Source organism: Rhodanobacteraceae bacterium (assembly GCA_024234055.1).
Taxonomy (GTDB): Bacteria; Pseudomonadota; Gammaproteobacteria; order Xanthomonadales; family SZUA-5; genus JADKFD01.
In genome coordinates this window covers 41,592-65,476 of sequence record JACKOW010000012.1, presented here as the reverse complement: position 1 = coordinate 65,476, position 23,885 = coordinate 41,592, and the positions used below count along the sequence as shown (strand labels likewise).

12 protein-coding genes are annotated in these 23,885 nt (G+C 62.3%); 1 reads left to right on the top strand and 11 read right to left on the bottom strand.

Annotated elements, in window-relative coordinates:
* Positions 1-5: 5 nt before the first annotated feature.
* The 11 genes from H7A19_16725 to H7A19_16675 all read right to left on the bottom strand — a co-directional run bounded on the left by H7A19_16725 (position 6) and on the right by H7A19_16675 (position 13,238).
* Positions 6-2,354: a serine/threonine protein kinase gene (locus H7A19_16725; GenBank protein ID MCP5476475.1), complete on the bottom strand. Its 2,349-nt coding sequence runs from the start codon at positions 2,352-2,354 to the stop codon at positions 6-8.
* On the bottom strand, positions 2,351-2,911 hold the full coding sequence (locus tag H7A19_16720; GenBank protein ID MCP5476474.1) for a sigma-70 family RNA polymerase sigma factor: 561 nt from the start codon (positions 2,909-2,911) through the stop codon (positions 2,351-2,353). The genes H7A19_16725 and H7A19_16720 overlap by 4 nt, the downstream gene beginning before the upstream one ends.
* Before the next feature lie 49 nt (positions 2,912-2,960).
* A complete protein-coding gene (locus tag H7A19_16715) occupies positions 2,961-3,563 on the bottom strand; it encodes a response regulator transcription factor (GenBank protein MCP5476473.1) in 603 nt (200 codons plus the stop codon).
* Positions 3,560-4,702 carry a sensor histidine kinase gene (locus tag H7A19_16710; protein MCP5476472.1) on the bottom strand — a complete coding sequence of 381 codons (1,143 nt, stop codon included), beginning with the start codon at positions 4,700-4,702 and terminating at the stop codon, positions 3,560-3,562. The genes H7A19_16715 and H7A19_16710 overlap by 4 nt, the downstream gene beginning before the upstream one ends.
* A gap of 108 nt (positions 4,703-4,810) precedes the next feature.
* On the bottom strand, positions 4,811-5,551 hold the full coding sequence (locus tag H7A19_16705) for an ABC transporter permease (GenBank protein MCP5476471.1): 741 nt from the start codon (positions 5,549-5,551) through the stop codon (positions 4,811-4,813).
* Positions 5,551-6,438, bottom strand: a complete 888-nt coding sequence (locus tag H7A19_16700; protein MCP5476470.1) for an ABC transporter ATP-binding protein — start codon at positions 6,436-6,438, stop codon at positions 5,551-5,553. The genes H7A19_16705 and H7A19_16700 overlap by 1 nt, the downstream gene beginning before the upstream one ends.
* Before the next feature lie 174 nt (positions 6,439-6,612).
* Positions 6,613-8,505 (bottom strand): serine/threonine protein kinase, encoded by a 1,893-nt coding sequence (locus H7A19_16695; protein MCP5476469.1) that lies wholly within the window; start codon positions 8,503-8,505, stop codon positions 6,613-6,615.
* Positions 8,506-8,507: 2 nt separating this feature from the next.
* Positions 8,508-9,110, bottom strand: a complete 603-nt coding sequence (locus tag H7A19_16690; GenBank protein MCP5476468.1) for a sigma-70 family RNA polymerase sigma factor — start codon at positions 9,108-9,110, stop codon at positions 8,508-8,510.
* Between the two features lie 143 nt (positions 9,111-9,253).
* Positions 9,254-10,714 carry a hypothetical protein gene (locus tag H7A19_16685; protein MCP5476467.1) on the bottom strand — a complete coding sequence of 487 codons (1,461 nt, stop codon included), beginning with the start codon at positions 10,712-10,714 and terminating at the stop codon, positions 9,254-9,256.
* 218 nt (positions 10,715-10,932) lie between these two features.
* Positions 10,933-12,525, bottom strand: coding sequence for a hypothetical protein (locus tag H7A19_16680; protein MCP5476466.1), 1,593 nt, complete (start codon positions 12,523-12,525; stop codon positions 10,933-10,935).
* A 128-nt stretch (positions 12,526-12,653) separates the two neighbouring features.
* Positions 12,654-13,238 carry a recombinase family protein gene (locus tag H7A19_16675; protein MCP5476465.1) on the bottom strand — a complete coding sequence of 195 codons (585 nt, stop codon included), beginning with the start codon at positions 13,236-13,238 and terminating at the stop codon, positions 12,654-12,656.
* 504 nt (positions 13,239-13,742) lie between these two features.
* Here H7A19_16675 and H7A19_16670 point away from each other — a divergent pair.
* Positions 13,743-23,879: a VCBS repeat-containing protein gene (locus H7A19_16670; GenBank protein MCP5476464.1), complete on the top strand. Its 10,137-nt coding sequence runs from the start codon at positions 13,743-13,745 to the stop codon at positions 23,877-23,879.
* The last annotated feature ends 6 nt before the right edge of the window (positions 23,880-23,885 follow it).

Sequence of the window (23,885 nt, the reverse complement as noted above, 5' to 3'; positions counted from 1 at the left end):
CCGCGTCAATCCCCGGCAACAGTGTCGCCAGCCGGAATCCGCGTCATCAACTCGTCCAGGGCCGTTTTCCAGCGCTCCGGGGTTTCCGGATTCTGGGCATAGATCCGAGCCGCTGTGGCGGTGTAGGTGCTCGCTTGCTCAAGCCGTCCGAGCGCCAGCGAGACTTCACCCAGACGATGATGGAAGCGACCGGTGTACAGATGATTGGGGGCATAGGCCGTGTTGGCACCTTCCGCCGCGGCGCTCAGATTGTCCGCGGCGGCCTCCAGCTGGCCGGCATTGAGCTGCAGACTGCCAAGGTTGAAACGTGCCAGCAGCGCCTGCGGGTGCTGCGGTCCCAGCATCTGCGCCTGCATCTGTGCCGCTTCGGCCACCATGGCCACCGCGCGGGGCAGGTCGCCGGCGTCTTCATAGCTTATGCCCAGATTGGCCAGTGCCGTAGCCAGATCCGGATGGGCGCTGTGAATCTGGCGGTGCAGGGCGATGCTGCGTTCGTAGGCGGCGATGGCACCCGGCGCGTCGCCCAGTCCTTCCAGCGCATTGGCCAGATTGTTCCAGAGGATGGCGTGATCCAGCGGTCGCACTTCCGGCAGCTCTGCCGCCAGTTGCAGGGCGCTGCGGGTGACATCGGCAGCGCGCTGATATTGCTCCAGTTTGGGTAGCAGGCCGCCGAGGTCGGCCTGTACGTCATAGCGTGCCCGACGGGCCGCACGCGTCTCCAATCCCTGCAGCATTTCCAGTGCCTGCTCGTACTGCGTCAGCGCGGCGCTGTAGTTGCTGTCGCCCCAATCCACCCGACCGAGTGCCGTGAGGGTACGGGCGATGGGCACCGGGTCGCCGGCCGCCCGGAAATAGGCCATCGCCTGCGACAGCTGGTCCCGCGCCGTGTCGGATTCGCCCAGGCCCTCCATGGCGAACCCGATCGCGTAGCGCAATTCGGCCTGCAGTTCCGGCTGTTCGGCAAAACGCTCGCCGATGGTCGGGATCGCCTGCCGCAGGGCGCCGGCCAGAGTGGCCTCGCCAGCGTTCTCATAGGGATCGGCACGGCTGATCATCTCGGTCAGAAAGGACTTGGCCGCTTCCGCTCGCTCGGCCTGGATGCGTGCCTGACGGGCCTGCAACGAGACTGCCACCAGCGCGATGATCAGGACGACGAAGATCGTCACGGTGGCCACGCTGGCAGCGCGGTGGCGCTGCACGAACTTGCCCAGCCGGTACCAGCGCGATGCGCCCCGCGCGAGCACCGGCAGGCCCGCCAGATAACGGCCGATATCCTCGCCCAGCGCAGCGGCCGAGGCATAGCGCTGGCCCGGCTCCTTGCGCAGCGCAGTCATGACGATGCGATCAAGATCGCCACGCAGCTGTCGGCGCAGGAGGCCGTGATGGGGCAAGCCGCGGGGCAGGGGAGTGATCGAGCGCGCCACCTTGCTGCTGGGGGCAACCGGCATCGAGTGGCACACGGTGCGCTCGATCTCCACCGGGCTGCGGACCATCAGCGCATAGGGGCGAGCGCCGGTCAGCAATTCGTACAGCAGCACGCCCAGCGAGTAGACATCGCTGCTCGGTTCCACCGGCAAGCCGCGCACCTGCTCAGGACTCGCGTACTCGGGCGTGAGCATCTGTAGCTGGGTCCCCGTTTGCGGCAGCGAGAGTCCGACCGATTCGGCGTCGAGCACCTTGGCGATGCCGAAATCGATGATCCGCGGCTGGCCGTCATCATCGACCAGCACATTGCTGGCCTTGATGTCGCGATGAACGATGCCGCGCTGATGCGCAATCTGCAGCGCCTCACAGACGCGCTGGAACAGGCGCAGGCGTTGCCTGAGGTCGAGTCCGCTGCGTTCGTAGTATTCGGTGATCGGCAGCCCGCGGACCAGTTCCATGGCAATGAAGGGCGTGCCGTCGGCGGCGTTGCCGCCGTCGATGACGCGGGCGATGCCCGGATGTTCCAGGCAAGCCAGAATCTGGCGTTCGGCGTGGAAGCGTTGCAGCGCCGAGCCGGTGAGATGGCCGGCACCGTAGAGCTTGATCGCGACCTCCTGTTCGAAGCCGCCATCGACCCGGCGGGCACGAAATACCCGGCCCATGCCGCCGATGCCGATCTGCTCGATCAGTTCGAAGGCACCGAGGCGCTCGCCGCGGCGATCCGGATCAGGCGCGCCCGGTGGCGGTTGATCCAGAAAGCCGTGGGTCAGCCGATCCGCTGCCAGCAGCTGCTCGACCTCGGCGCGCAGCGCCGGTTCTCCACCGCAGGCCTGGTCCAGCCAGGCCGAGCGCGATTCCGAGGGCTGCTCCAAAGACGCCGTGAACAGCGCCAGCGCCCGCTGCTCGCGGGTCACTTCGGCGCTGTTCACACCGCCCCCAGCTGGCCGTAGAGCCAGGCCCGTGCAGCCCGCCAGGCACGCTCCACCGTGGCGCTGGACAAGGCCATCGAGTGCGCGGTTTCGGCAATGGACAGTCCGGCGAAATATCGCAGTTCCACCACCCGAGCCTGGGTTGCGTCGAGGGCCTCCAGTCGATTCAGGGCCTGATCCAGCGCCTGCAGATCGACCACATCCTCGGTGACCGACAGCGTCAACGGGGCCAAGCCGGTGGCATCGCGCCGCGCCGCTTGCCGACGCCGGGCGCTGTCCACCAGTACCTGCCGGATCACCCGCGCCGAGACCGCAAAGAAGTGCGTGCGGTCCTGCCATTCGATGTGGGCGCCGCCGGCCAGCTTCAAATAGGCCTCGTGCACCAGGGCTGTCGGCTGCAGCGTATGGCCGGCCCGCTCACCCGCCATCTGCGCCCGCGCAATGCGCTTGAGCTCCTGATAGGCCCGAGCCATCAAGGCATCACGCGCGGCCTCATTACCCGAGGACCATTGCCTCAGCAGCAGGGTAAAGGGCGTCTGGCCAGGCGGCCGATTCACGTCCCGCTCCCGAAATCGGTGTCTGCAGAGGATAGCTGCCGCAGGAAGTTCACAGCCAGCCTTTCTGCCGCGCCAGCCTGTAGGCTTCGATGCGCCCCTTGACTCCAAGCTTGCCGATCGCTTCAGACAGATAGTTCCGGACCGTACCGTGCGACAGGGACAGCTTTTCCGCAATCTCCGTGGCTGCCAGGCCTTCGCCGGCCAGACGCAGGACCAGCCGCTCTCGGTCGCTCAGCGGATCCTGCTCGCTCCAGGCTTCAACCGCCAGTTCAGGATCGATGACACGGCCGCCGCGATGAACCACGCGCACGGCTTCGGCCAGTTGACTGGCGGGTGCGTCCTTGAGCAGATAGCCGCGTATGCCCGCATCCATGGCCCGGCGCAGATAGCCCGCTCGGGCGAAGGTGGTCACCACCACCATGGCAATCCCCAGGTCCTTGTCGCGCAGCTGCGCCGCCAGTCCCAGCCCACTGAGTTCAGGCATCTCGATGTCGGTCACCAGCACGTCCGGACGCTGCTGCACGCAGGCCGCCAGCGCGGCAAGACCGTCGGCCGCCTCGGCGATGACCTGAATATCGCCTTCCATCTCCAGCAAGGCAGTCATGGCACCGCGGACCAGGGCCTGATCTTCTGCCAGAACGATACGGATCATGCGGGCATCACCTGGCCCGGATTGGGCAGAGCCGACGGTGTCCAGGGCAGCTGCACGCGGATCTCGGTGCCGCCGATGCCACTTTGCACCGTGCAGCTTCCGCCCAGCTCCGCCGCACGTTCGCGCATGCTGGCAAGGCCAGTGCCCTCACGGACGATACCGCCCACACCATCGTCGGCGACGACGAAATACAGCTGGCCGTCTCGGATACCCGCGCGGATCTCGGTGTTTTCGGCGCGGGCATGGCGAATGACGTTGGTGCAGGCCTCGCGCAGGACCAAGGCCAGCGCGGTTTCGATCGTCGCAGGCAGCGCTGGCAGCTGATTCTCGACTCGAAGTGCAGTCCCCGCCGCCTGCAGTGCGTACTTGCTGCCGGCCAGTTCAGCATCGAGACCAGCGGCGCGGATTCCGCTGACGGCGCGCCTCACCTGGGCCAGCGTCTGTCTGGCGACCTGCTCCAGTTCGGCCATTTCCTGAGTGGCGCGTGCATGTCCCTGCCGGCTCAACTTGTGCGCCAGTTCGGCCTTGAGCACGATCAGGCTGAGGCTGTGACCGAGCAGATCGTGGAGGTCGCGCCCGATACGCTCGCGCTCGGCGACTTGCGCCAGGGTACGCACCTCGGCCTGACTCAGTCGCAGCGCCGCATCCTTGCGCTGCAGCTGTCGGGTCACGGCGTTGCCCAGGGCCACCGAGATGCAAAGCAGTGTGGTGATGGCCATGTAGAAGGGCGGGAAAGACAGCAACTGAGTGCCGATCCAGGCGAAGATCAGCAGCGCAGTGGCAATGGCCATCGTGGCCCGCAGTGCCGGCCAGTAGACCGCCGCCAACGCCGAGAAGTACACCAGATAGGTATTCGCACCCCAGTTCACGGGCATCAAGGCCAGGGCCAGGGCCAGGATCAGCAGCAGCGCCCCGCCGCGCCAGCGCGGGCGCAGGATTGCCGTCAGATAGGCAAACAGGAACAGCGGAATCGTGGCCAGCGTGGTGGCAAGGTGCCCCGCAGGTGTCCCGCCGAGCCAGGTGCTGAGAAACAGGAATCCCAGAAAGCCCAGGTTGCTGATCGCATACAGCACCTCGCGGTCGTCCAGACCCGCAGCGGCAAAAGGCCTGCGCAGCCGATTCACCCACTGCTGAAACATGGATACGCCTCCCTCTCCAGACGCCCATGCTACTGCGCGCCGGTGCATTGCGTCCTTCCCGGCGCTGTCCATGGCGGAGCGCGGTACCTGCCGAGGCATCGGACCGGCTCAGTGGTGGTGCCGCCAGGCGCGCAGCGCCAGCCACCATCCGGCCAGACCAAAACTCGTCAGCGCCAGCCCCATCAGATCACTGCGGGCGCTGGGCATGCCGATCTGCGCCAGGGCCAGCTGGCCGAAGTGGTAGGTGGGCAGCCAGGCCGAAACCGTCTGCAACCAGCCCGGAAAAGCGAACACCGGCACCCACAAGCCGCCCAGCAGCAACAGCGGCATCAGCATCAGGTTGAGCCAGTTGGCGGCCGATTGCGCGGGCAGACGCAAGCCCAGATATAGCGCCCACAACGCAAACGGGGTGACCCCCAGACACACCACCAGCCAGAGCCGCACCAACGTCGCCAGTGGCGTGCGTACCTCACCAAAGCACCAGCCGACCAGCGCCAGCATCACGCAGACCAGAAGGGCAAACAGCAAGGCCGCAGCCACCTTGCTCAAGAGATAGCTGGCCGGGTGCGCCGGGCTGAGTCGGCGCAGGGTCAGCATGCCGTGCTCGCGCTCAAAGGACAGACTGGTAACCAGGCCAAACATCACGGCGTTGATGGCAGCGAATACCGAATAGGTTGCCAGCAGATAGGTGCCGGCATTCGCCGCCGATTTCGGCGCCAGAACCACGCCGAAGATGGTGTAGAACACCAGCGGAAAGCCGAAGACCGGGGCCACGTAGCTCAGGGTGCGGCGCAGCTTGCGCCATTCCATACCGGCTTCGACGCGCCAACGTGTGGCAGTCATGCTCATCAGGCCATCTCCTCGTTGTGGTAATGGCGGCGCAGCCGTTCGGACAAGCGCATCGCCTGGAACTGGCGGATCTCGGCGCCGGGATCGCTGGCCAACAGTGCACGCAGGGCGGCGTTTCCATCCTGGCTCAGCACGCGCTGCACCTCGGCTTCGGCCTGCACATCGCTGACGCCGGGCAGCGTGCGCAGATGCTCGGGAGCGAGCGCGGAACGCACGCGGATTTCGCACCAGCCATCCCGCTGCCAGTCGGCCAGCGCGCCGCGCTCGACCACCCTGCCGCCTCGCACAATGGCGATATGGCTGGCGACTTGTTCAGCCTCGTGCACATCGTGGGTGGTCAAGAGCACACTGAGCCCAGCACCAACCCGGGCCGAAACACTGTCCCAAAAACCAGCGCGCGCCAGCGGGTCGAGCGCGCCGGTAGGCTCATCCAGCAGCAGCAGCCGGGGTCTGCCGACCAGACTGAGCGCAAACTGGATGCGCCGCTGCTGACCGCCAGACATCTGTCCGTAGCGCTGACCCACGAAGCCGCCCAGGTCCAGATCGGCGATCAGCTGCGTGATCGCTTCCGGCTGCGGATAGAGCGCCGCGTGCGCGCACAGCAGTTCGTGACCCGTCAGCATCGGCGCCAACTGGCCTTGCTGCAGCATTACTCCGATGGCCGCACGCGCGGCCCGGCTTCCGGCCTCGGCGCCGAATACCGCGATCTCTCCGGCATCGCACGAGGTCAAACCCAACATGCTGCGGATGGCCGTGGTCTTGCCGGCGCCGTTGGCCCCCAGCAACGCCAGCACCTGACCTTGGTACAGCCGCAGGGAAAATCCAGCCAGCGCAGCGGTCTGTCCGTAGCGCTTGTGTACATCCTGCCAGAACGCAACCATCGGCATCGCGGCACTCCATCCGGGGATCTGCGGCATAGCTTGAGAGCGCGCCCCGGGAAGCTGCAGTCGCAGGCATCATGCATCGCGGATGACAGCTGTCAGCACCACGCCGGGCGGGCTTGCCGCCATGGCAGACAACGGCGCCCGTGGAGATGCGGCGACCAGCGACTTGCGTACACCTCAAGGGTGCAGATCGACGGTGTCGCGCAACTTCTGGAGGTCGGCCTGGGGCGTGGTGCCGGGGGCATAGTGTCTTGTGATCACCGGAGCGGCCAGATCCAGGGCGTCCTTGCAGTGCTGCCACTGCGCACTGGCACACGCGGCCTCGGCGATCAGCATCCGCGTCTCAGCCAGGCGGATCGGACTGAACTCTGCTGGATGAGTGTGCGCAATCTCCTGCGCCTTCTCCGCGGATTGCAACGCCGCGCGGCTGCGATCTTGCATCAGGTAGAGCCTCGCCAAGTGCCTGAAGCTGTTCTCGGCGTCTGCAGTCGACAGCGCTCTCTCCGCGTCGAGTTGCCTCAAGGCAGCGGCCAGCGCAGTGCTGACCTGGGCCAGTGTCGCCCGGTCCAGGCTGCGCTTGAGCTCATCTGCAACGGTGGCCAGCGCGCTCAAGCAGGCCGACTTTGCATGACTTGCCGGTTGCAGCAAATTGGCCAGCAATGCCTGCCGCTCCGAGTCGGTGACCACGTTCGACTGCAGTCGCTGCAACGTGCAGCGCTCCGTATCGGTCAGGTCGGTGTGCTGGCCGAAGCGGGCCGCCTGTTCCAGCACCTGGCGGGCCAGCGCATCTTCGCCGAGATTGATCAAGCCGCTGCCCAAGCTCAGGCTGGCGGAAAAGCCCAATTGCGGCTGATCGGCAAAATCGTCGTTGATCCGCATGGCGGCGTGGTGCAGAAATGCTGCAGCCGGAGACTTCTGCGAGAGATAGTCGGCCGGCACTGCGCTGCCCAGCAGTTCGATCAGGATGTGGGCATTGGCTTGCGCACGCCGCGCGTGCATCTGGCTCAGAGTCACGCCGGCAATCAGCGACAGCAGGCACAAGCCGGTCAGCGCACCTGCAAGGGGATGGCGTCGCAGCAGGCCAAGGGCCAGCTCCCAGCTTCGGTAACGTCGCGCCGAAACGGGGCGCCCATCGAGCAGGGCCCGGATATCCTGACTCATCGCCTCACAGCTGCTGTAGCGCTCGGCAGGATCAGGAGCCAGTGCCCGCGCCAGGATCGCACGCAGATCTCGCGACAGGGCCCGCGCGTTGATCTGCTCGGGAGCGCGCGCCAGTGTGCCCGTGCACAGCTCGGTCAACAGCAATCCCAACTGGTACACATCGCTGGCAATCCCCAATGCCTGGCCTGCCAGTTGCTCCGGGCTCGCGTAGCGCCTGGTCATCGGGCTCGCCTCGGGCGCCGGCGCCACGGCTTCCTGGTCGAGCGGAGTGGCAATGCCGAAATCGAGCAGGAACCATCGCCCCTCGCGGTCGACCAGAACATTGCCGGGCTTGATGTCGCGGTGCAGCACCAGGCTGCGATGGGCCAGTCCCAGGGCTTCGAGCAAACCCAGAAAGCCCTCCAGCTTCTGTCGCAAACTGGCGCCCTGGGTTGCCGAAAGCAGGTCTTGGCCGTCGATGTAGTCCATCGCATACCAGAGCGACTCGCCATGCCGACCAAAATCGAGCAGACGCGCAATGTGCGGATGGTGCAGGCGCGCCAGCAACGCACGCTCGCGCAGAAATTGCTCCTGCCAGGTGGGCGCGAACAGCCCGCCTTGCAGCAGCTTGAGTGCCACTCGCTGGACCAGTTCCTGCTCGCGGCGTTCGGCCAGGTACACCGTTGCCATCCCGCCCTGGCCCAGCAGACGCACGATCTGAAACGGACCTACGAACTCGCCCGGCATCAGCAGCGCAGATGGCTCCGGCAACGCGCGTTCCCAGGGATATGGCCCTGAGCAGTCGCTCACCAAGGGGGCCAGCTGCAAGCGCTCGTCCGGCGAGAGATGCTGCAGCCAGTCCTCGCGGTCGGCCTCCGGCAGATCCCACCAGGCCTGAAACAAGGCCTTGAGTTGGGTGTAGGTCGGCATCGCTAGCGCAATCGCTGCGCCAGCCAGGCTCTGGCGAAGGCGAAGTCTCGATACACCGTGCGTTCATCGCGGTCTTGCAGCAGGGCGATATCGCGCATGGTGAGTCCCACGAAGAAGCGCAGTTCCAGCAGTTCGACCGCTTGCGGATCGAGGTGCGCCAGGACATCCATGGCTTCGCTCAGCGCTTCGATGTCGACATCCTCCGCCAGGGGCAGGCCGGCCAACTCGGTGAGTGCCACTCGCGTCGCACCGCCGCCGCGCTTGTCGCGCCTGCGAGCGCGTGCCCGGTCGAGCAGGATCTGTCGCATGGCCTTGGCCGCCGTGGCAAACAAGTGCTTGCTGTTCTGGATTCTTGCGCTGCCAGGCAGCAAACGCAGCATCAACTCGTGCACCAGTGCTGTGGCTTGCAGCGTGAGTTCTGCCGGATGCCGTCGCAGCTCGGCTCGTGCAACCAGACGCAGTTGATCGTAGACCAGCGGCAAGAACTGCTCCAGCGCTTCCGCGTCGCCCGCCTGCCAGCGACAAATCCAATCGGTGACGGCCGCACGCTCTGCTTCAGCTGCAGCGGGCAGTCTTGGGGCACTGCCTGTTTGCCGCTGCCGCATCGTTTGGATTCGTGCTCGCGAAAGATGGTGGCCGATGATAGGGCCATATTCTTCGCGCCATTGAACGGCAATCGACCGGCAAGGTGGCGCTGCCGGTCGCCGAGCGGCGACCTCGTTTGCACGCGCACGGTTCGCCTGTGTCTTCAGCGACATCGGCCCGGCGGCAAGGGTGAGCTCGCGTCTTCGAAACCGTGGTCGGAGATCAAGTCGCCGAGCATGGGGCTGAACTCGCTGACCCGGCCCGTTGCGTCCACGGCGACAGCCAACAAGGGCAGCAGGGAGCTGCCGTCAGCAGTGGCCAGCGTAAGGCTCTTGGGCAGCCCGGCGTCGGCAACCTCATAGCTGTCGCTGCCCAACAGCACGCCGCTGCTGCCACCACCGCAGGCGCCGCGATAGAACTCGATCGTCAGCGGGTAGGTCGAATTGGCGGGCAGTGAATCGACGTCGTACGTCAGCGTCACCGCGTTGCCGCCGCCGGGCAGAAATCCCGGTGGCAGCGTCAGCCGTGGGTAGTTTTGCAAACCGTTGCCGCCCAGGTCCGGATCGCCCGGATCATTTGGCGTCGGCCCCAACGCGCCGCCGCCGCTGACGTTGTCCAGGGCAATCGCGCCATTGCCAATGAAGCGATTGCGATGCGCAGCATTGGTACAGGAGTCGATCCGGACACCCGCCACCGGGCTGTAGGCGATCACATTCGACTCGCCGGGCAGGACACCCCCCAATTGCAGCGCGCATTGAGCGCCATCCAGGCGAATGTTCTCTAGCAATTGACTCGGACTGAAGGGATTGAGTCCGTTTGGAATGGCGCGTGCGCCGCTCCAGTCGGTACCCACGAAATTGCCCTGGAAACGCGTGGTGGCGCTGGCATCGGAGGCTTGCAGAGCCCAAAAGCCATTGCCGCTGATCACATTCCTGGCGCTGCTGTCGGCGCCACCAATACGCACCTGGGTCGATGCATTCAGGCTGATTCCAATGGCTCGTGGGCTGATGGCAGCCGCACCGGCGGCGTTGGTGCCGATCAAATTGCCCTCGATCCGGGTTCCATTGGAGACCGCGAAGAACGCCACACCGTAGGCGTCTGCCGAGAGCACATTGCGAGCATCCGGAGTCGTACCGCCAATCCGATACGGGCCACTGCCTTGCACGCGCACGCCGGTTTGCCCCAGATTGGCGGGATTGGCATCCGCGTTGCCGTCGATCGTCGTGCCCAGAAAGCACCCTTCGACCCGCTGCTCGGCGCCGCCGCCCAATTGGATTTGCGCAAAGAAACTGTGGATCGCCAAGCCGCGCACGACCAAGGGCAGCATGAAGGTGTTCGACAGGCCATCGATGCCGATGATGGCCATCCCCGTGGTGTTGCGCAGCTCGATCTTGAGTTGCGCATTGCTGCCGCCCTGATCCGGGGTATTGCTGTTGGGTACAGCCCCGGGTTGGCTGTAGCCGTCAATGACCAAGGCCTCGGAAATGGCGGGAAGCGCCGCGGAACTGACGTCAATCCGCCAGTGCTGGCTGGCGCTCTGATAGCCGGAGTCGCTGCTGGGAATGGCGAAACTGATGGTATCGCTCTCGCTGGTGCTGTTGGCTTGCACGATCGCGGCACGCAAGGAACCTGGACCAGAATCAGCGGTCGTGCTCACCACCAGGTTGGCGGCGGAAAGACTGCTCGCGGCGCAGAGCAGACAGAGACATGTCAGGGATTTCACGGCAAACGGACCTCGTTCCTTGCTGAAGATCCGCTGCATACGCCCTTTGCCGGGCAAAGCTGACTTGGCCCTTCGCCTGCGGGTGTGCTCTGGCGCGGAAAACGCCCGTGGTGGCCGACTCATTGTGGCAAGGGCGCGATCGTGCCCTGGATTGCGCCCAGGGCGGCGTTGAATCCGGTCGTCGCGCCCAAGGGTTCCAGGATCAAGGTCTGCCCGCTGCTGCTATCGATCACATAGACCCGACGGTCGCCGGGCCGATACACGGCGATGTCGTTCAGGACGTCGCCATCCAATTGGAACGACATGGGCTGGTCGGTGACCTCACTGCCCCATTGCGTGGGCGTGCTGTTCGGAAACAGAAACCAGCGGATATTGGCTTCAACGCCACGCGGGCGGGCCACCATCAAGCCAAGCTGGTTGCCGGCGCTGTTGTTGGTCCACCGCCCGAGCACCATGCGATCGCCAAGCTCACCCCAGGCAGCCGCGACCAGCGCACTGGCGAGTCCTTGATCCTCGACCACATATTGCACCTGTCGCATGACACCGCCGGTAGCCTCGGCATAGAGCGTGATTTCATCGACGCCGTTGAGATCCGTGTCCTGTCCCGCGCCAAAGCCGATATTGGCCGAGCTGAAGCCGGTGCCTGCCAACAATCGTGGATCGACCAGAAGATCCCGCAGCGCATCGTTGCTGCTGAATCGGATACGGACCAGCCAGCGCGACTGGCCATCCAGAAAGGCCACCGCAACATCGGTCGTGCCGTCGCCATCGTAGTCCCCGGGAACCACCCGATGTGGCGTGATCGTCCAATCACCCGCGAGCGCAATGGAGCGTGCGCCGGCACCCGTGGTGAAATTCACGGTGCCCGTGGAGGCATCCCAGAAACCGATATTGAGCCTGGAGCGCCCACCGAACCTGCCGACATAGACCGGATTGCTGCCCAGACCGAACTCAATGGGGCCAACATCCGGATTGATGAAGTCGCGAACATACCAGCGCAGTGGCGCAGCATTGCCAGAGCTGTTCACGACGGTCAGAGTACTTCTGGACATCGACTCGATCTGGTCGTTGAGCACCACATTGAGCGCTGGTGGCGTGCAGCGCGGGATCGGCGTAGCGGGTTCCTCAAGGCCGCTGGCAAAGATCTCTGCGCTGCGATCGGTGTCGATCACCAATTGCGCGTTGACGATGGCACCCGAGCCCGGATTGGCCGAAACCGTGCGCCCAACCCTGAGCGTAAGTGGCGCAGCGCGGTTGCTGTCAAACTCCAGATAGCGCGCCAGCAGATTCAGACACAGTCCCTGGTTGCCGAACTGATAGGCACGCACTGCTGTGGCAGGTACCAGGGGCCGGCCAACACTGCTGATGCCCCAGGTGGTGACAGCGGAATCGCTGATCACATAACGACCCGCCATGCCGATATTGGCGCTGCTGGACACGCCGCCGACTGGGCTCAGTGGCAGCTGCACGGCGCCTGATCCATCGACCAATGCAAAATCAAGCTCGCCGGCATTGCTGTAGTTGATCTGCATCTCCAACCTTGCCGCACGAATCTCGCCCGTCACTGCCGCCAGGTCAAAGCTCAGGTCACGACCGGTGCCGGTGATCGGGCCCGGGTTGGTGGCCTCCAAGACAATGCGTTGTGCCTGCGCAGGCACCGCTGCGGCGGCGATGAGGAAAGCGCAGAGACGGGACAGGAACAGCGGTGACACTGGCCTTCTGCAGAGCATGGCGAATCTTCTTTGGCTGCGAGGACCCTGGATACGCCCTTTCCGGCCAGAACCTGACAATGCCCACGTGCCGTCACTGCCTGAACAGGCTTGAGTCCTGGGGACGGCACTCAGCCATGTAGTCGCAGGCTCGCCGAGCGCTTCGATGGTCCGAATGACCGGACTCGATCAGCGCCCATACCAAATTCGCGCGCCAGATGAGACTTCGCCTCACCGGCCCCAACGCGCCGGCGCAGCTCCGCAGCTCGTTCCGGCAGCAACGACTTCTTGCGACCGCGGTAGGCGCCGCGCTGCTTGGCGAGGGCGATTCCTTCGCGTTGCCGTTCGCGGATCAGCGCCCGCTCAAACTCGGCAAACGCGCCCATGACCGACAGCATCAGATTCGCCATTGGCGAGTCTTCGCCGGTGAAGGTCAGGCTCTCCTTGATGAATTCGATGCGCACGCCGCGTTTGGTCAGCCGTTGCACGACGCGACGCAAGTCATCAAGGTTGCGCGCCAGACGATCCATGCTGTGCACGACGACGGTATCGCCCTCGCGCACGAAGTCGAGCAATGCGTCGAGCTCCGGACGCTGCGTGTCCTTGCCTGAGGCCTTGTCGGTGAACAGCCGATCGACGGCAACTTGATCTAGTTGTCGATCCGCATTCTGATCGAAGCTGCTGACCCGGACGTAGCCGATGCGTTGACCGTTCAAGAATGGCTTCCCCCAGACGAAGTGTCAGGGTGAACTCTGAGATCCTCTGGTCAGGATGTCAATCAAAGCCAAATGCGACTCTAATCTGACGCCTTGACGATCATTGCCTGACGTCTGGTTGGGGTATAGCTCATGCTGACAAAGCAAAGCTGTGCTCGATGCCGGCAATCGGCCCGCCAGCTGCTGCGACGGCGAGACCCGGTGGAGTAGTCAGCACGTCGCGCCGGTCTTCACGTGCTCGGTCCAGCCTCAGCGGGCTAAACCCAAGACTTGGTCGCCGCCGCCAAGACGCCATCGTTTGCCAAATTGTAATGCGTTTGGATGGCCAGCATTGCCTGAGCATCAATGTTTGGTGGCTCTCCACGTCACATTCACGACATCCTGTGGCTCGCAATCGCGAGGCACTCGGTTGCAAACGCAACACAATGTCGCTATCAAGCGTGCTCCGAATCACTTTGTGACATTTGGCCGCTCATGCTCCGATACGCTCTACTCAAGATTTCGATGGTGTTTCTGCTTGTAGGTGCGTTCGCACCAGCATTTGCCGCCGAACAGGCCCCTGTCGCCAGCGTTGGACGCTACACCGCGTCGAACATTGGCGCCCCGGTGCCAACGATCTGTTCCGGACCGAGGCCTGACGCCGCTTATACGATTCGGGATGCCCTTCCTGGTGCGTGGCGAAATCCTGAACGATTTGGAACAGGCTGGGACTTGCATCGTGATGACGAGCAGGGATCCCTGTCGGTGACCTGGTACACCTACGACGCTGCTCGCCGGCCAGTTTGGTATCGCTCGTCAGTCGCCCAGATGGACCCGCTGACACAGACTTGGCGAAGCGCCATCCAGCGCGTGAGCCTGGATCCGCGAACCGATCAGCGCGCCGCCGCGGTAGATGTCGGAGCGGTATCCATACGCTTCTTGCAGGATGAACCTGGAAAGCTCGCCATTCGCTGGGGCTTGAACGACGGATCGCTGCCTCCGATAGATGAGTGCCTGGTTGATGCTTTCGGCGAAGCGCGTGGTTCCCAATGGCGTGCGCAGAGATGGATCGACCCGAGCTCGCAGAAATTCGAGCTGATGGGAACTTCGCTCGACGAAGCAGGCTGGACTGGAAACCGATACACCGTACTTGGTTTCGACACCGCAGGCGCGCCAGTCTGGACCGTGGGCGTCCGTCCCCAGGGTGTTTCCTCGGGGAGTCCGGTCGGACTCGAGTACCGCTACTCAAACTATCCTGGCGGCGTGCCCTCGGCGATCTGCGCCCATTCGGGTTGCATCTCAGCAGCGCGGCCGGCTGGCGTCTTGACGCCACCTTCTCTATCGCAAACGCCAGAAACTGTCCTCAGTCTTGAGCTGAGTTCGGCAGAAGTCGACCAGCGGCTGGCATTGGCACAGAACGGTGCGGTGCAAGTCCTGAATGGGGCGCAAACGTCAGCAAACTTTGCCTTCCTCTCTGTAACTCCGTCGGGCAATTGCACCATCGGCAGTGGGCAAACCAGTTGCCTGAAAACACTCGCTTGGAGTACCAATTACACGTGGGTCTCTATCGTCAAGGTACGTACCGATACCAACCCGGCGCAAACAACCGTTTTGAGCAATGCTCAAACCGGTAGCAACTTCCTCGCGGCGCTGACCGCAGGTGTCTGGCAGTTTCAGATTCAACATCGAACTAGCGGTGTATCGTATTACTCAACCGCGTCGATTACGGTCGGCAACGGAACTCCCCCGCCTGGCGGATCGATCGGTTTTCAGCCGGCGCTAGCCTGCAGAAACTCCAGTGTGCCGGTATCCCCAGGAACAACCCCCGGCATCAGCGGTCGCTGGTGGAACTCTCAGCGCGACTCTACCGGCTGGGATCTGTTGTTCACCGAGCCTGAAGGCACCAATCCCCACGGCACCGTGACCGCCACCTGGTCTACCTTCGGCAGCAATGGCGAGCCGACATGGTTGGTTGCGCCGGTCATGCAGATCGAGACCACGGTCGAGTCAGGCTTGACCGTCAAGCGTGCTACAGGGGCTCTGCGGAAATTCATATGGAATTCTGCGACGCAGTCGGCATCATCGACCAGCGTTGGCCAGGTGGCGCTCAGCTTTGTGCCGGACGACGCGACCCGCGCGTCCCTCCGATGGAGTTGGAACGAAGCCCCAGCGCAAACCTACTACGATGAGTGCATATCCGAATATTCCCGCCAAGTAGCTGCGCGATCTACTAACGTCAATCAGGCCTACACGGGATCGTGGCAGGAAAGCGGGGTAGACGGTTTCGGATTCTCCGTTTACATGGCATCGCTGCCAGGATCGGCGCTACGCGAAGCGCAGACACTCAATATCTACGATACGGCTGGTCAACCACGCTGGGTTGTGAGCACGCTGGCCGATCCTACGGCGAGCGCTTCCGACATTCCTGTTTATTATACGCGATCACCGTTCAATAACAGCGTCCCGATCACCCCCTGTTCGGGTGCGGGTTGCCTGAATCTTGTCGATGTCGGTCGGTTGTCCAGGATATTTGATGCCAATGGTGCGACCGGTCAGGCAAAAGTCGATGTCAGCCATCTGAATAGTAATGTGACACTGAATTGGCATCGCCGCGAAATTTCATCAGGTGTTACGGCATTCGCGAACATCAACAAGATCGCGCGTACCAACGAAATCGTCGCCAATCGACAGATTTGCACGCTCTCCACTGGCCCCTGCGAGATTCTGATCAGCTGGACCGGCCCTCTTGCAGAGGCACGTGCCTATCGCGTTGACCTCGCAACGAACCAGTGGACCATGTTGGATAATCCCGCAGCAGGTGTCGGCAGCAGTACAGAGTCTTTTGTCGCGCCGGGACGCTATCGCTACTACTTGGCGATCCCCGGGGTTTCTGGCCTGCAGGTGTTGGCAAACAGTGCCGAAGTGGTCATCAATGGTCAGCTGCCTCCCAGCCAGATCACCGTCGACCGCACCAGTTGCACGCTCGGTGCATCGCCTTGCAATGTGCAGGTCAACTGGTCCACCAACGTCAACACCACCGCTCGCGCCTACCGTCGCCGGACTGATGGCCCCGGTGGCTCGGTAAAGTTGCCAGTCGAGAGCGCCATCGGCAACTACACCGACACCCTGACTGTTGCCGGAAGCTACGTCTACGAACTGAAGCAGACCGATAGCGCTACAGCAGCGAATCTGGCCGTATCACCGAGTGTTGTCGCCACGAGTTCAACGCCGACAGGCGAGGATTGGCTGGACACTGCGGTTGCAACACCGCCAACACCCACCAATGTCGTGGACCTGGCGTCGCCAGCGGGCTCGGTTGAAGTGGGTAGCACCGGTGGCGAGTTCCGGGTCAACGAAGGTGGCAACGCCACCTATCGAATCCCGATATACATCGCGCCGGCAACTGGAGGCGTGGCGCCGGAAGCCTCGCTTGAGTACTCCAGTGCGGGCGGCGACGGGTTGCTTGGCGTGGGCTTCAACCTCAGCGTTGGATCTGCCATCACGCGTTGTCGCAAGACGACAGAGAATGGCGACAGTCTAGCGGCTGCCAACGCGCAGACCAATGTGTTGTTCAACGATCAGGATGCTTATTGCCTGGACGGTCAGCGACTGATTCCGATGGGAGCGCTTGATGGCGGGACTGCGTACCGGACTGAGATTGATAGCTTGGCCAACGCGATTGCCTACAACCGCAGTGACGTTACGGGTGGTCCCGCGTATTGGAAGGTGTTTTCGAAGGATGGCACTGAGCGCATCTACGGATATCCCAACGGCAACTACCCCACCCAGTTCTCGCCTGCCGAGGTCGCATGTGTTGCCCCGCCAGCGGGTGTCGCCGGACTGACCGCCACCTGCAACGGGCGTGTGTACCGCAACAAGTTCGAGAATGGCAGTTGGGTTGCGGGCACCGAAGTCATGTCGTGGATGTTGTCGAAGATCCGCAGTCGCGACCCGATGCGTGGCGCTATCGAATTTGCCTACGAGACCGACCAGAGCAGCGGCGAGGCCTTGCTGCGTCAGGTTCTGTACTCGGGATCAGACCTTGGCGTGCGGCCGACTGCTGCGCTTCGCTTCTATTACATGGCGCGACCGAATCCCTCGGTCAGCTACATGGGTGGGGCAAGAATGCGTTCTTCGCAGATGCTGATCGGCGTGCAATCGTTCAATGCGGATGGCCAACTGGCGCGACGCTATGACCTTGATTACTGGCCAACGGACTTGGGTGTCGGCTCAGGTCGTCCCCGGCTCAAGTCAATTACGGAGAATAACGGCGCCGGCGTCAGCAATCCGCCTACGGTGTTCGATTGGTCGACCACCAACAATGACTTCGCGCCGTATTCGTTCGGCAGTGCGTTCACTTTCGAGAATCTGAACAACTTCAAATACGGCGACATCGATGGCGATGGTCGTCCTGAGATTGTGTTTGCAACCGGAAGCAACCAGTCACTGCTGGACCTCAAGATTGCGCGAGCCCAGATCAGCGCCTCGGGCATCAGTTTTAGCGTCATTTCCACGGGCCTTCAGGTCGACGACCGCAACGCTGATCGCGAACGTAGTTGGCAGATCTTTGACTACAATCAGGATGGTCGTGATGACCTGATGTTGGCGCAGTTCACCAGCACCTACAGCGGGCAGTGGCGAATCTTCCTTTCCAACGGCAGCAGCTTCAGCACCACGCCTCTGACTGCTCAGATTCCGTTCACTGCAACCAGCGAGGGTGAAGCGGAAGCGGTCACCGACTCCCAGATTGCCGACTTCGATGGCGATGGTTTGGTGGATTTCATAGCCCCGGCCTTGATCAGCGGGCAAGTGAAGTTGCAGATCCGCTTCGGTGTACGCGCGACGCAGGGCACCTTGTGCAATACGTCAATCAGCTCTGCGCCCTGTCCTTATGAGTTTGGCCCACCGCGAACCGTCGCTTTTGATCTTCCCGGCGGAGTCCAAATCACACTTCGTGGTCAGGACGTGGAACGCTATGAGGCATTCGATGCCAACGGCGACGGGCGTGCCGACCTGCGTCTCTCGGTCAGCTGTTCGAGTGCTTGCCTTGACAACGTATCGCGGTCCGCAGTTGTTGCCTCTACCTCCGCGGACTACGGTGTGGTTGCCTATGAGTCCATTCCCCTGATGGAAAGGGCAGACGGCGACGTGCCACCGAAAGGTGACGATGCCGACAACAGCAACAACGAATACTGGGTGCTCCTGACACATTCTGGTCTCGACGGCACTGGGGCCGAGGCCTTTCGCCTCTATCAGCAATGGAAGCACAACGGCGCCGGTGCCATCGTGTCGGGAGCTGATGAGAATTTCCGTGTAGCGGATATCAATGGTGACGGGCTCGCCGATGTCGTTTACGAGAAGAAGAACTCTGATGAATGGTATTTGCAGCTGAATCGTGGCGACGGGTTTCAGCCGGCCCGTTGTGCATTGGAAACTGGAGATGTGATCGGCAATGCGTCCGTCTGTCCTCGAGTAGACAACAGTGAAACCATCGTCCTTCAGGATTTCAACGGTGATGGCCGTCTCGATTTCTGGGTCGGACAGGAGGGTGGTGCCGATCAGATCTGTGCCGGGGGAAGCTCAACCAACCAGCGTTATGCGGTGAAACTGGGAAGCGAATCTGGCTTCTCCGGAAGCCCACTGTGTCCGGATAATCTAACTGCATTCGGTCAGGATTGGATCAGTGGAATGGCTGACCTCGATGGCGATGGGCAGATCGACGTTTGGGGATCAGATCGCCCGACCAGTTCTACATGCACCACGCCAGGGCAGTGTTACCGGGTAACGCGCCGCAGCACGCGGTGGCAGCCACGCGATGCGGTGACGCGGATCACTACCGGTCTTGGCGCACAAACCGAAGTTCGCTACGCGCCCTTGGGGTTCTCGACAGTCTACAAGCGTGACTATAACGCTCCATTCGTGACCGGTGTCGGTCGAGGGGCGCCCTTGTTTGACGTCCAGGGGCCGCAGTATGTAGTGCAGTTTGTGTCCAGCAGCGCGCCCAATATTGAAAGCCCAGCCGACCCCTGGGTACGTGTCGCCTATCGCTACGCCGGTGCCAAGGCCCAGGGTGGCGGCCGCGGATCACTGGGCATGCGTTCGGTGTGGTCGCTGGATCTGCAGACCAATATTGAGACGCAGACCGAGTATCTGCAGGCATGGCCGCTGACCGGCCGCGCCAAGGCCACCTACTCGCGCTATCTCGGCACTTCGGTGCCCAGCTTCTCCGCTTGCGGCGGCGGGCCCACGGTCAGCGCCAACGGTGACCTGTCAAGTTGCTTTGTGCGCGCACCTTATTGCGTGAACGGCAGTGGACAAGGCGACCCAAGGCTCGTTTGTGATGCCGCGCTTCCCTCGAGCGCCGTCGAAATGTCCAAGACCGTAGACGAATGGACGTTCCGGGCTCGTACCGGGCTCAGCACCTTGTCATCGTCGCCGGGTACGCTGCCAATCGCGCCGGCTAGCGTCTTTATCTATCAACGGGCTTCGAATAAGACGACCACGGATCTGCGCAGCGACAACCTGACTGCCTCACCTGAGCTCAAGTACGAGGAGACGGTTTTTGAGGGCCTGGATTCAGAGGGAGTGAACCAACCAGGCTATGACGGGAACGGAAACCTGCTGGGCTCGAGCGCCATCATTCGCGACATGCTCTATGTGGTACGCCAGCGGGCCCAGAGCAACTTTTCCTATGTGCCAGGTTCGCTTGGCGTGACCTGGGTGCCAGGGCTCCTCGGAACGTCCAAGGTCACTACCACCCGCAACGGCGCTCTCATGACTCGAGAGACCCATTTCGAATATGAAAGCTACGGTGCAGTCAAGGTGGAGCGCATTCAGCCGAATGGCAATTTCGACACCGAGCGTCTCAACGTGCACACCATTCGCGATGGTTACGGTGTCGCGATCGCCAAGGTCACCTGCAGTGCGCATTTTAGCGACAGCCAGTGCACCAACTGGATGGATCAATCAGGTACCAAGATACCGGCATCGGTGATTGCCGATCCACTCAACCCCTATCACATCCGACGCTATGAGGCCTCGGTCTACGACGCCACACGTCGTTTTGTCGATGCCAGCATCTCGCCGTTTGATTCTGGGTCCAGTGCCAACAGTCCCGCTAGCGCCGTCGCGGCTCTGACGGTCCTGGAGCGCAACCTTTACGGCGAGCCCACCCGCACCAGGGATGCTAACGACATTGTTACCCGCGCCCAGCACACTGCACTAGGCCGGCAGTATCACACCTACGTGGTCGGCAGCGGTGTCTCGGATTTCAGCCGCTACGACTGGTGCGTCCAGCCCACTGGCAGTGTGCCGGTCTCTACCGTGGTTTGCCCTGCAGGTGCGGTATACCGAGTGGAGAACACGCGCAGCGGTGCCCCGACAAGCCGCACCTATTTCGATCAACTCGGCCGCCAGATCCTGTCCGAGACGCAAGCCTATGCCGCCGGTCAGTGGAGTGCTGTTGCTACGGGTTATGATCGGCTCGGTCGCAGTATTCAGGCCAGCGAACCCTACTTCAGCAGTGGCGCCGATCGGCGTTTGTGCGGAAGCGTGCCGTGTACCCAGGTGCAGTACGACATTCTCGGACGCGCCACTCTGGAGATCCATCCAGACGACACGCCTTCTCGACCGGTTCGCACCAGCACGCTGTACTACACACGCAATTGTGCCTTTCAAGACAGCGTTTCCAGGTGCTTTGCCAAGCGCGTGACCAATGCCAAGAACCAGTCCACTTTCGAGAACACCTCCGTTCTCGGCGATCTGCTGTGGATCATTGATGCCAATGGCTTCGCAACCTACTTCGATCACGACGCCCACGGCAATCTCGCCAAGGTGACCCGGCAGCCCACAGACGGTGACAGCGCCGGGCAGACGATCGTCACGACTGCGGTATTCGACAACCTGGGCCGTAGAACCAGTCTCACTGACCCGGACATGGGTACCTGGAGCTACCTCTACAACGCCGCTGGCGAAGCGATCGCCGAGCTCAACGCCAATGGACAGTGCGTGACCTCTCGCTATGATGTGCGCGGCCGTCTGGTTGAGCGCGTCGACACTCGGTCGGCAACCTGCACCGGCAACGAGGAGAGCCGCAGTCAGTGGCAGTTTGATCTGGGCTCGCAGCAATATGGATTGCTGAATTCCGAATCGGAAAAGGTCGGCGCAATCACTCGAACCTCGCGCAGTCTCGAGTACGACTCACTGAAGCGTCCTGTGGGCACGGTCACGCAGATTGGTACGCGTGCGTACCGTCAGGAACAGAGCTATGACCAGCACAGCCGCTTGTTCCAGAGCCTGGACATGGTGTTTGTGCGCGGAGACGTCAATGCGGTCAGCGCCACCGTCGATCGCAAGGTAGGCGTGCAGTACAACTACAACGCCCAGGGCTATCAGCAGAGCATCGTTAACGCCCAGCTCCCCAGCGACGTGTTTTATGAGGTGCTTCAGACCAACGCTCGTGGCCAGGTGATTGAAGATCGCCGTGGTGGCAGTGCAGCGTTGGCGCGTACCCTGTACTTCGATGCCGCCACCGGTCGCCTGACCGGCATGCTCAGTGGTCCGGGTGGGTCCATCCAGAATCTGGACTACGGTCGCGACAACCCGTCCAACGGCTACGATGTACTCGGAAACCTGCAGTTCCGGGAAGACCGCCGCACCGGCTTGAAAGAGGCTTTCGGCTACGACAACCTCAATCGATTGACCTCGGCCACGGTGACGCTGAACGGACAGAATCCCGTCGCCCGAAACTTTGCCTATGACCAACTGGGCAATTTCATGAGCAAGGCGGATCTGGGATTCCGCAGCAGCAACTACAGCGGCGTCGTCCATAGCTGCCCGCGTGCCACGGTAGGCCCCAACATGGTCACCCGGGTGACCACCGCCAGCGGTAGCACCGTGTATTGCTATGACCAGAACGGCAATCAGATCAGCGCTGGCGATGGCAATCCCAACTCTACAGCGGCAGATCAGCGTTTGATCGAGTACGCCGTGCACGACAAGCCCTTGTCAGTGCGCACCACCGGTCCCAACGGCAGGCTGACCCGCTACCAGTACGGTCCCGGTCGCGAGATCGTCAAGCGCTTCGATGGCCCGAATGCAACGTCCACCGATACGGAAGTCGACTACGTCGGCGCTACGGAGGTCTACTACCGACCCGATCAGGGCACCACGACCGATCGCCGAGAGTACAAGCGCCACCTCGCCAACTATCTGGTGATCACGCTGAGCAGCGAGCGCCAGAGCGGCACCGTGGTGCGCAGCAGTACCCGCCACTATCGCTTTGAAGAGAAGCTCGGATCGCTCGACGTGCTGACCGACCGCAACGGCACCATCGTTCAGCGCATGAGCTTTGATGTCTGGGGCGAACGCCGTAACGAAAGCACCTGGGATGGATACTCCCAGGCGCAGATCGCCGCCTTCAACTCCAGCAACAGCCGCAAGGGTTACACCGGACACGAGCACATTGATCAGGCCAACCTGATTCACATGGGCGGCCGTGTCTACGATCCGCGCATCGGCCGCTTCCTGTCCGCCGACCCGCTGGTACAGGCGCCCAACAACACCCAGAGCTTCAACCGCTACAGCTATGTGATCAACAACCCGATGAATTATGTGGACCCATCCGGGTACTCATGGTTGTCGGATAACTGGCGCACGGTGGCGAGTATTGCGATCAGCTTCTACATGCCTGGAATGCTGACCTCGAACTTCGGCATCAAGACACTTGCCGCCAAAATTCTGGCAGGTATGGCCGCTGGCGCAGTGCAATCCGGGTCACTGAAGGGCGCCCTGATCGGCGGGTTCAGTGCAGGCATGTTTCATGGAATTGGCGCACACTTCGACGGAATCGCAGAAACAAACATGGCTCAAGGGCCAGTGCAGGGGGCCGTTCGTGGGACCGGTCTTACTGCCGGTCAGTTCGGCGCAAAGATTGCCGCGCATGCAACCGCTGGCGGCGTAATGGGGATGCTCCAGGGCGGCAAATTCGGGCATAGCTTCGCGAGCGCCGGTTTTGGCGAGGCGGTTAGCCCCGCCGTGATGCGCGCCGCTGGCAACTCATCTTCTCGTCGATTTATTACGGGAGTAATCGTGGGTGGAACCGCGTCGAAGATGGCCGGCGGAAAGTTTGCCAATGGAGCCCAGACTGCGGCATTCCAGTGGGCTTTTAACCACGGGACTGCCGCGGTAAAGCGTTATTCAGTAGCAGCAGGCGTTGCTCTGACGTCCGATATTGAAGGTAGTCTATCGACAATTGCTGATGCGTACTACGCTGCAACGTCAAGCGAGATTGTTGTTACATCGGGTACACGAACAGCGGAAAGCCAGGCAGGAGCGATGTATGATAAATTTCAGGCAGGTGGCGAAGGCGAAGTTAATCTTTACCGTGATACCGATTCGGCACAAGAAATCTACGACGTTTACAAGGCTGCAATTGATGCCGGTAGTGATCGGGCGACTGGCGTTAGTCAGATGACGGCCAAAATACAGAGTCAAATTGATGCGGGCACCTTTATATCAAAGCACTTAAAATCAGGAGCAGTCGACGTTCGTAGTAGAGATATGACTGATGATCAGAAAAAGGCATTTCGAACTGCGGCTGAGGCAACGGCGTCGTCTGTTTTGTTGGAGACAAGCCCCCCCCATTGGCATTTGCAGTTCTAACAGGAG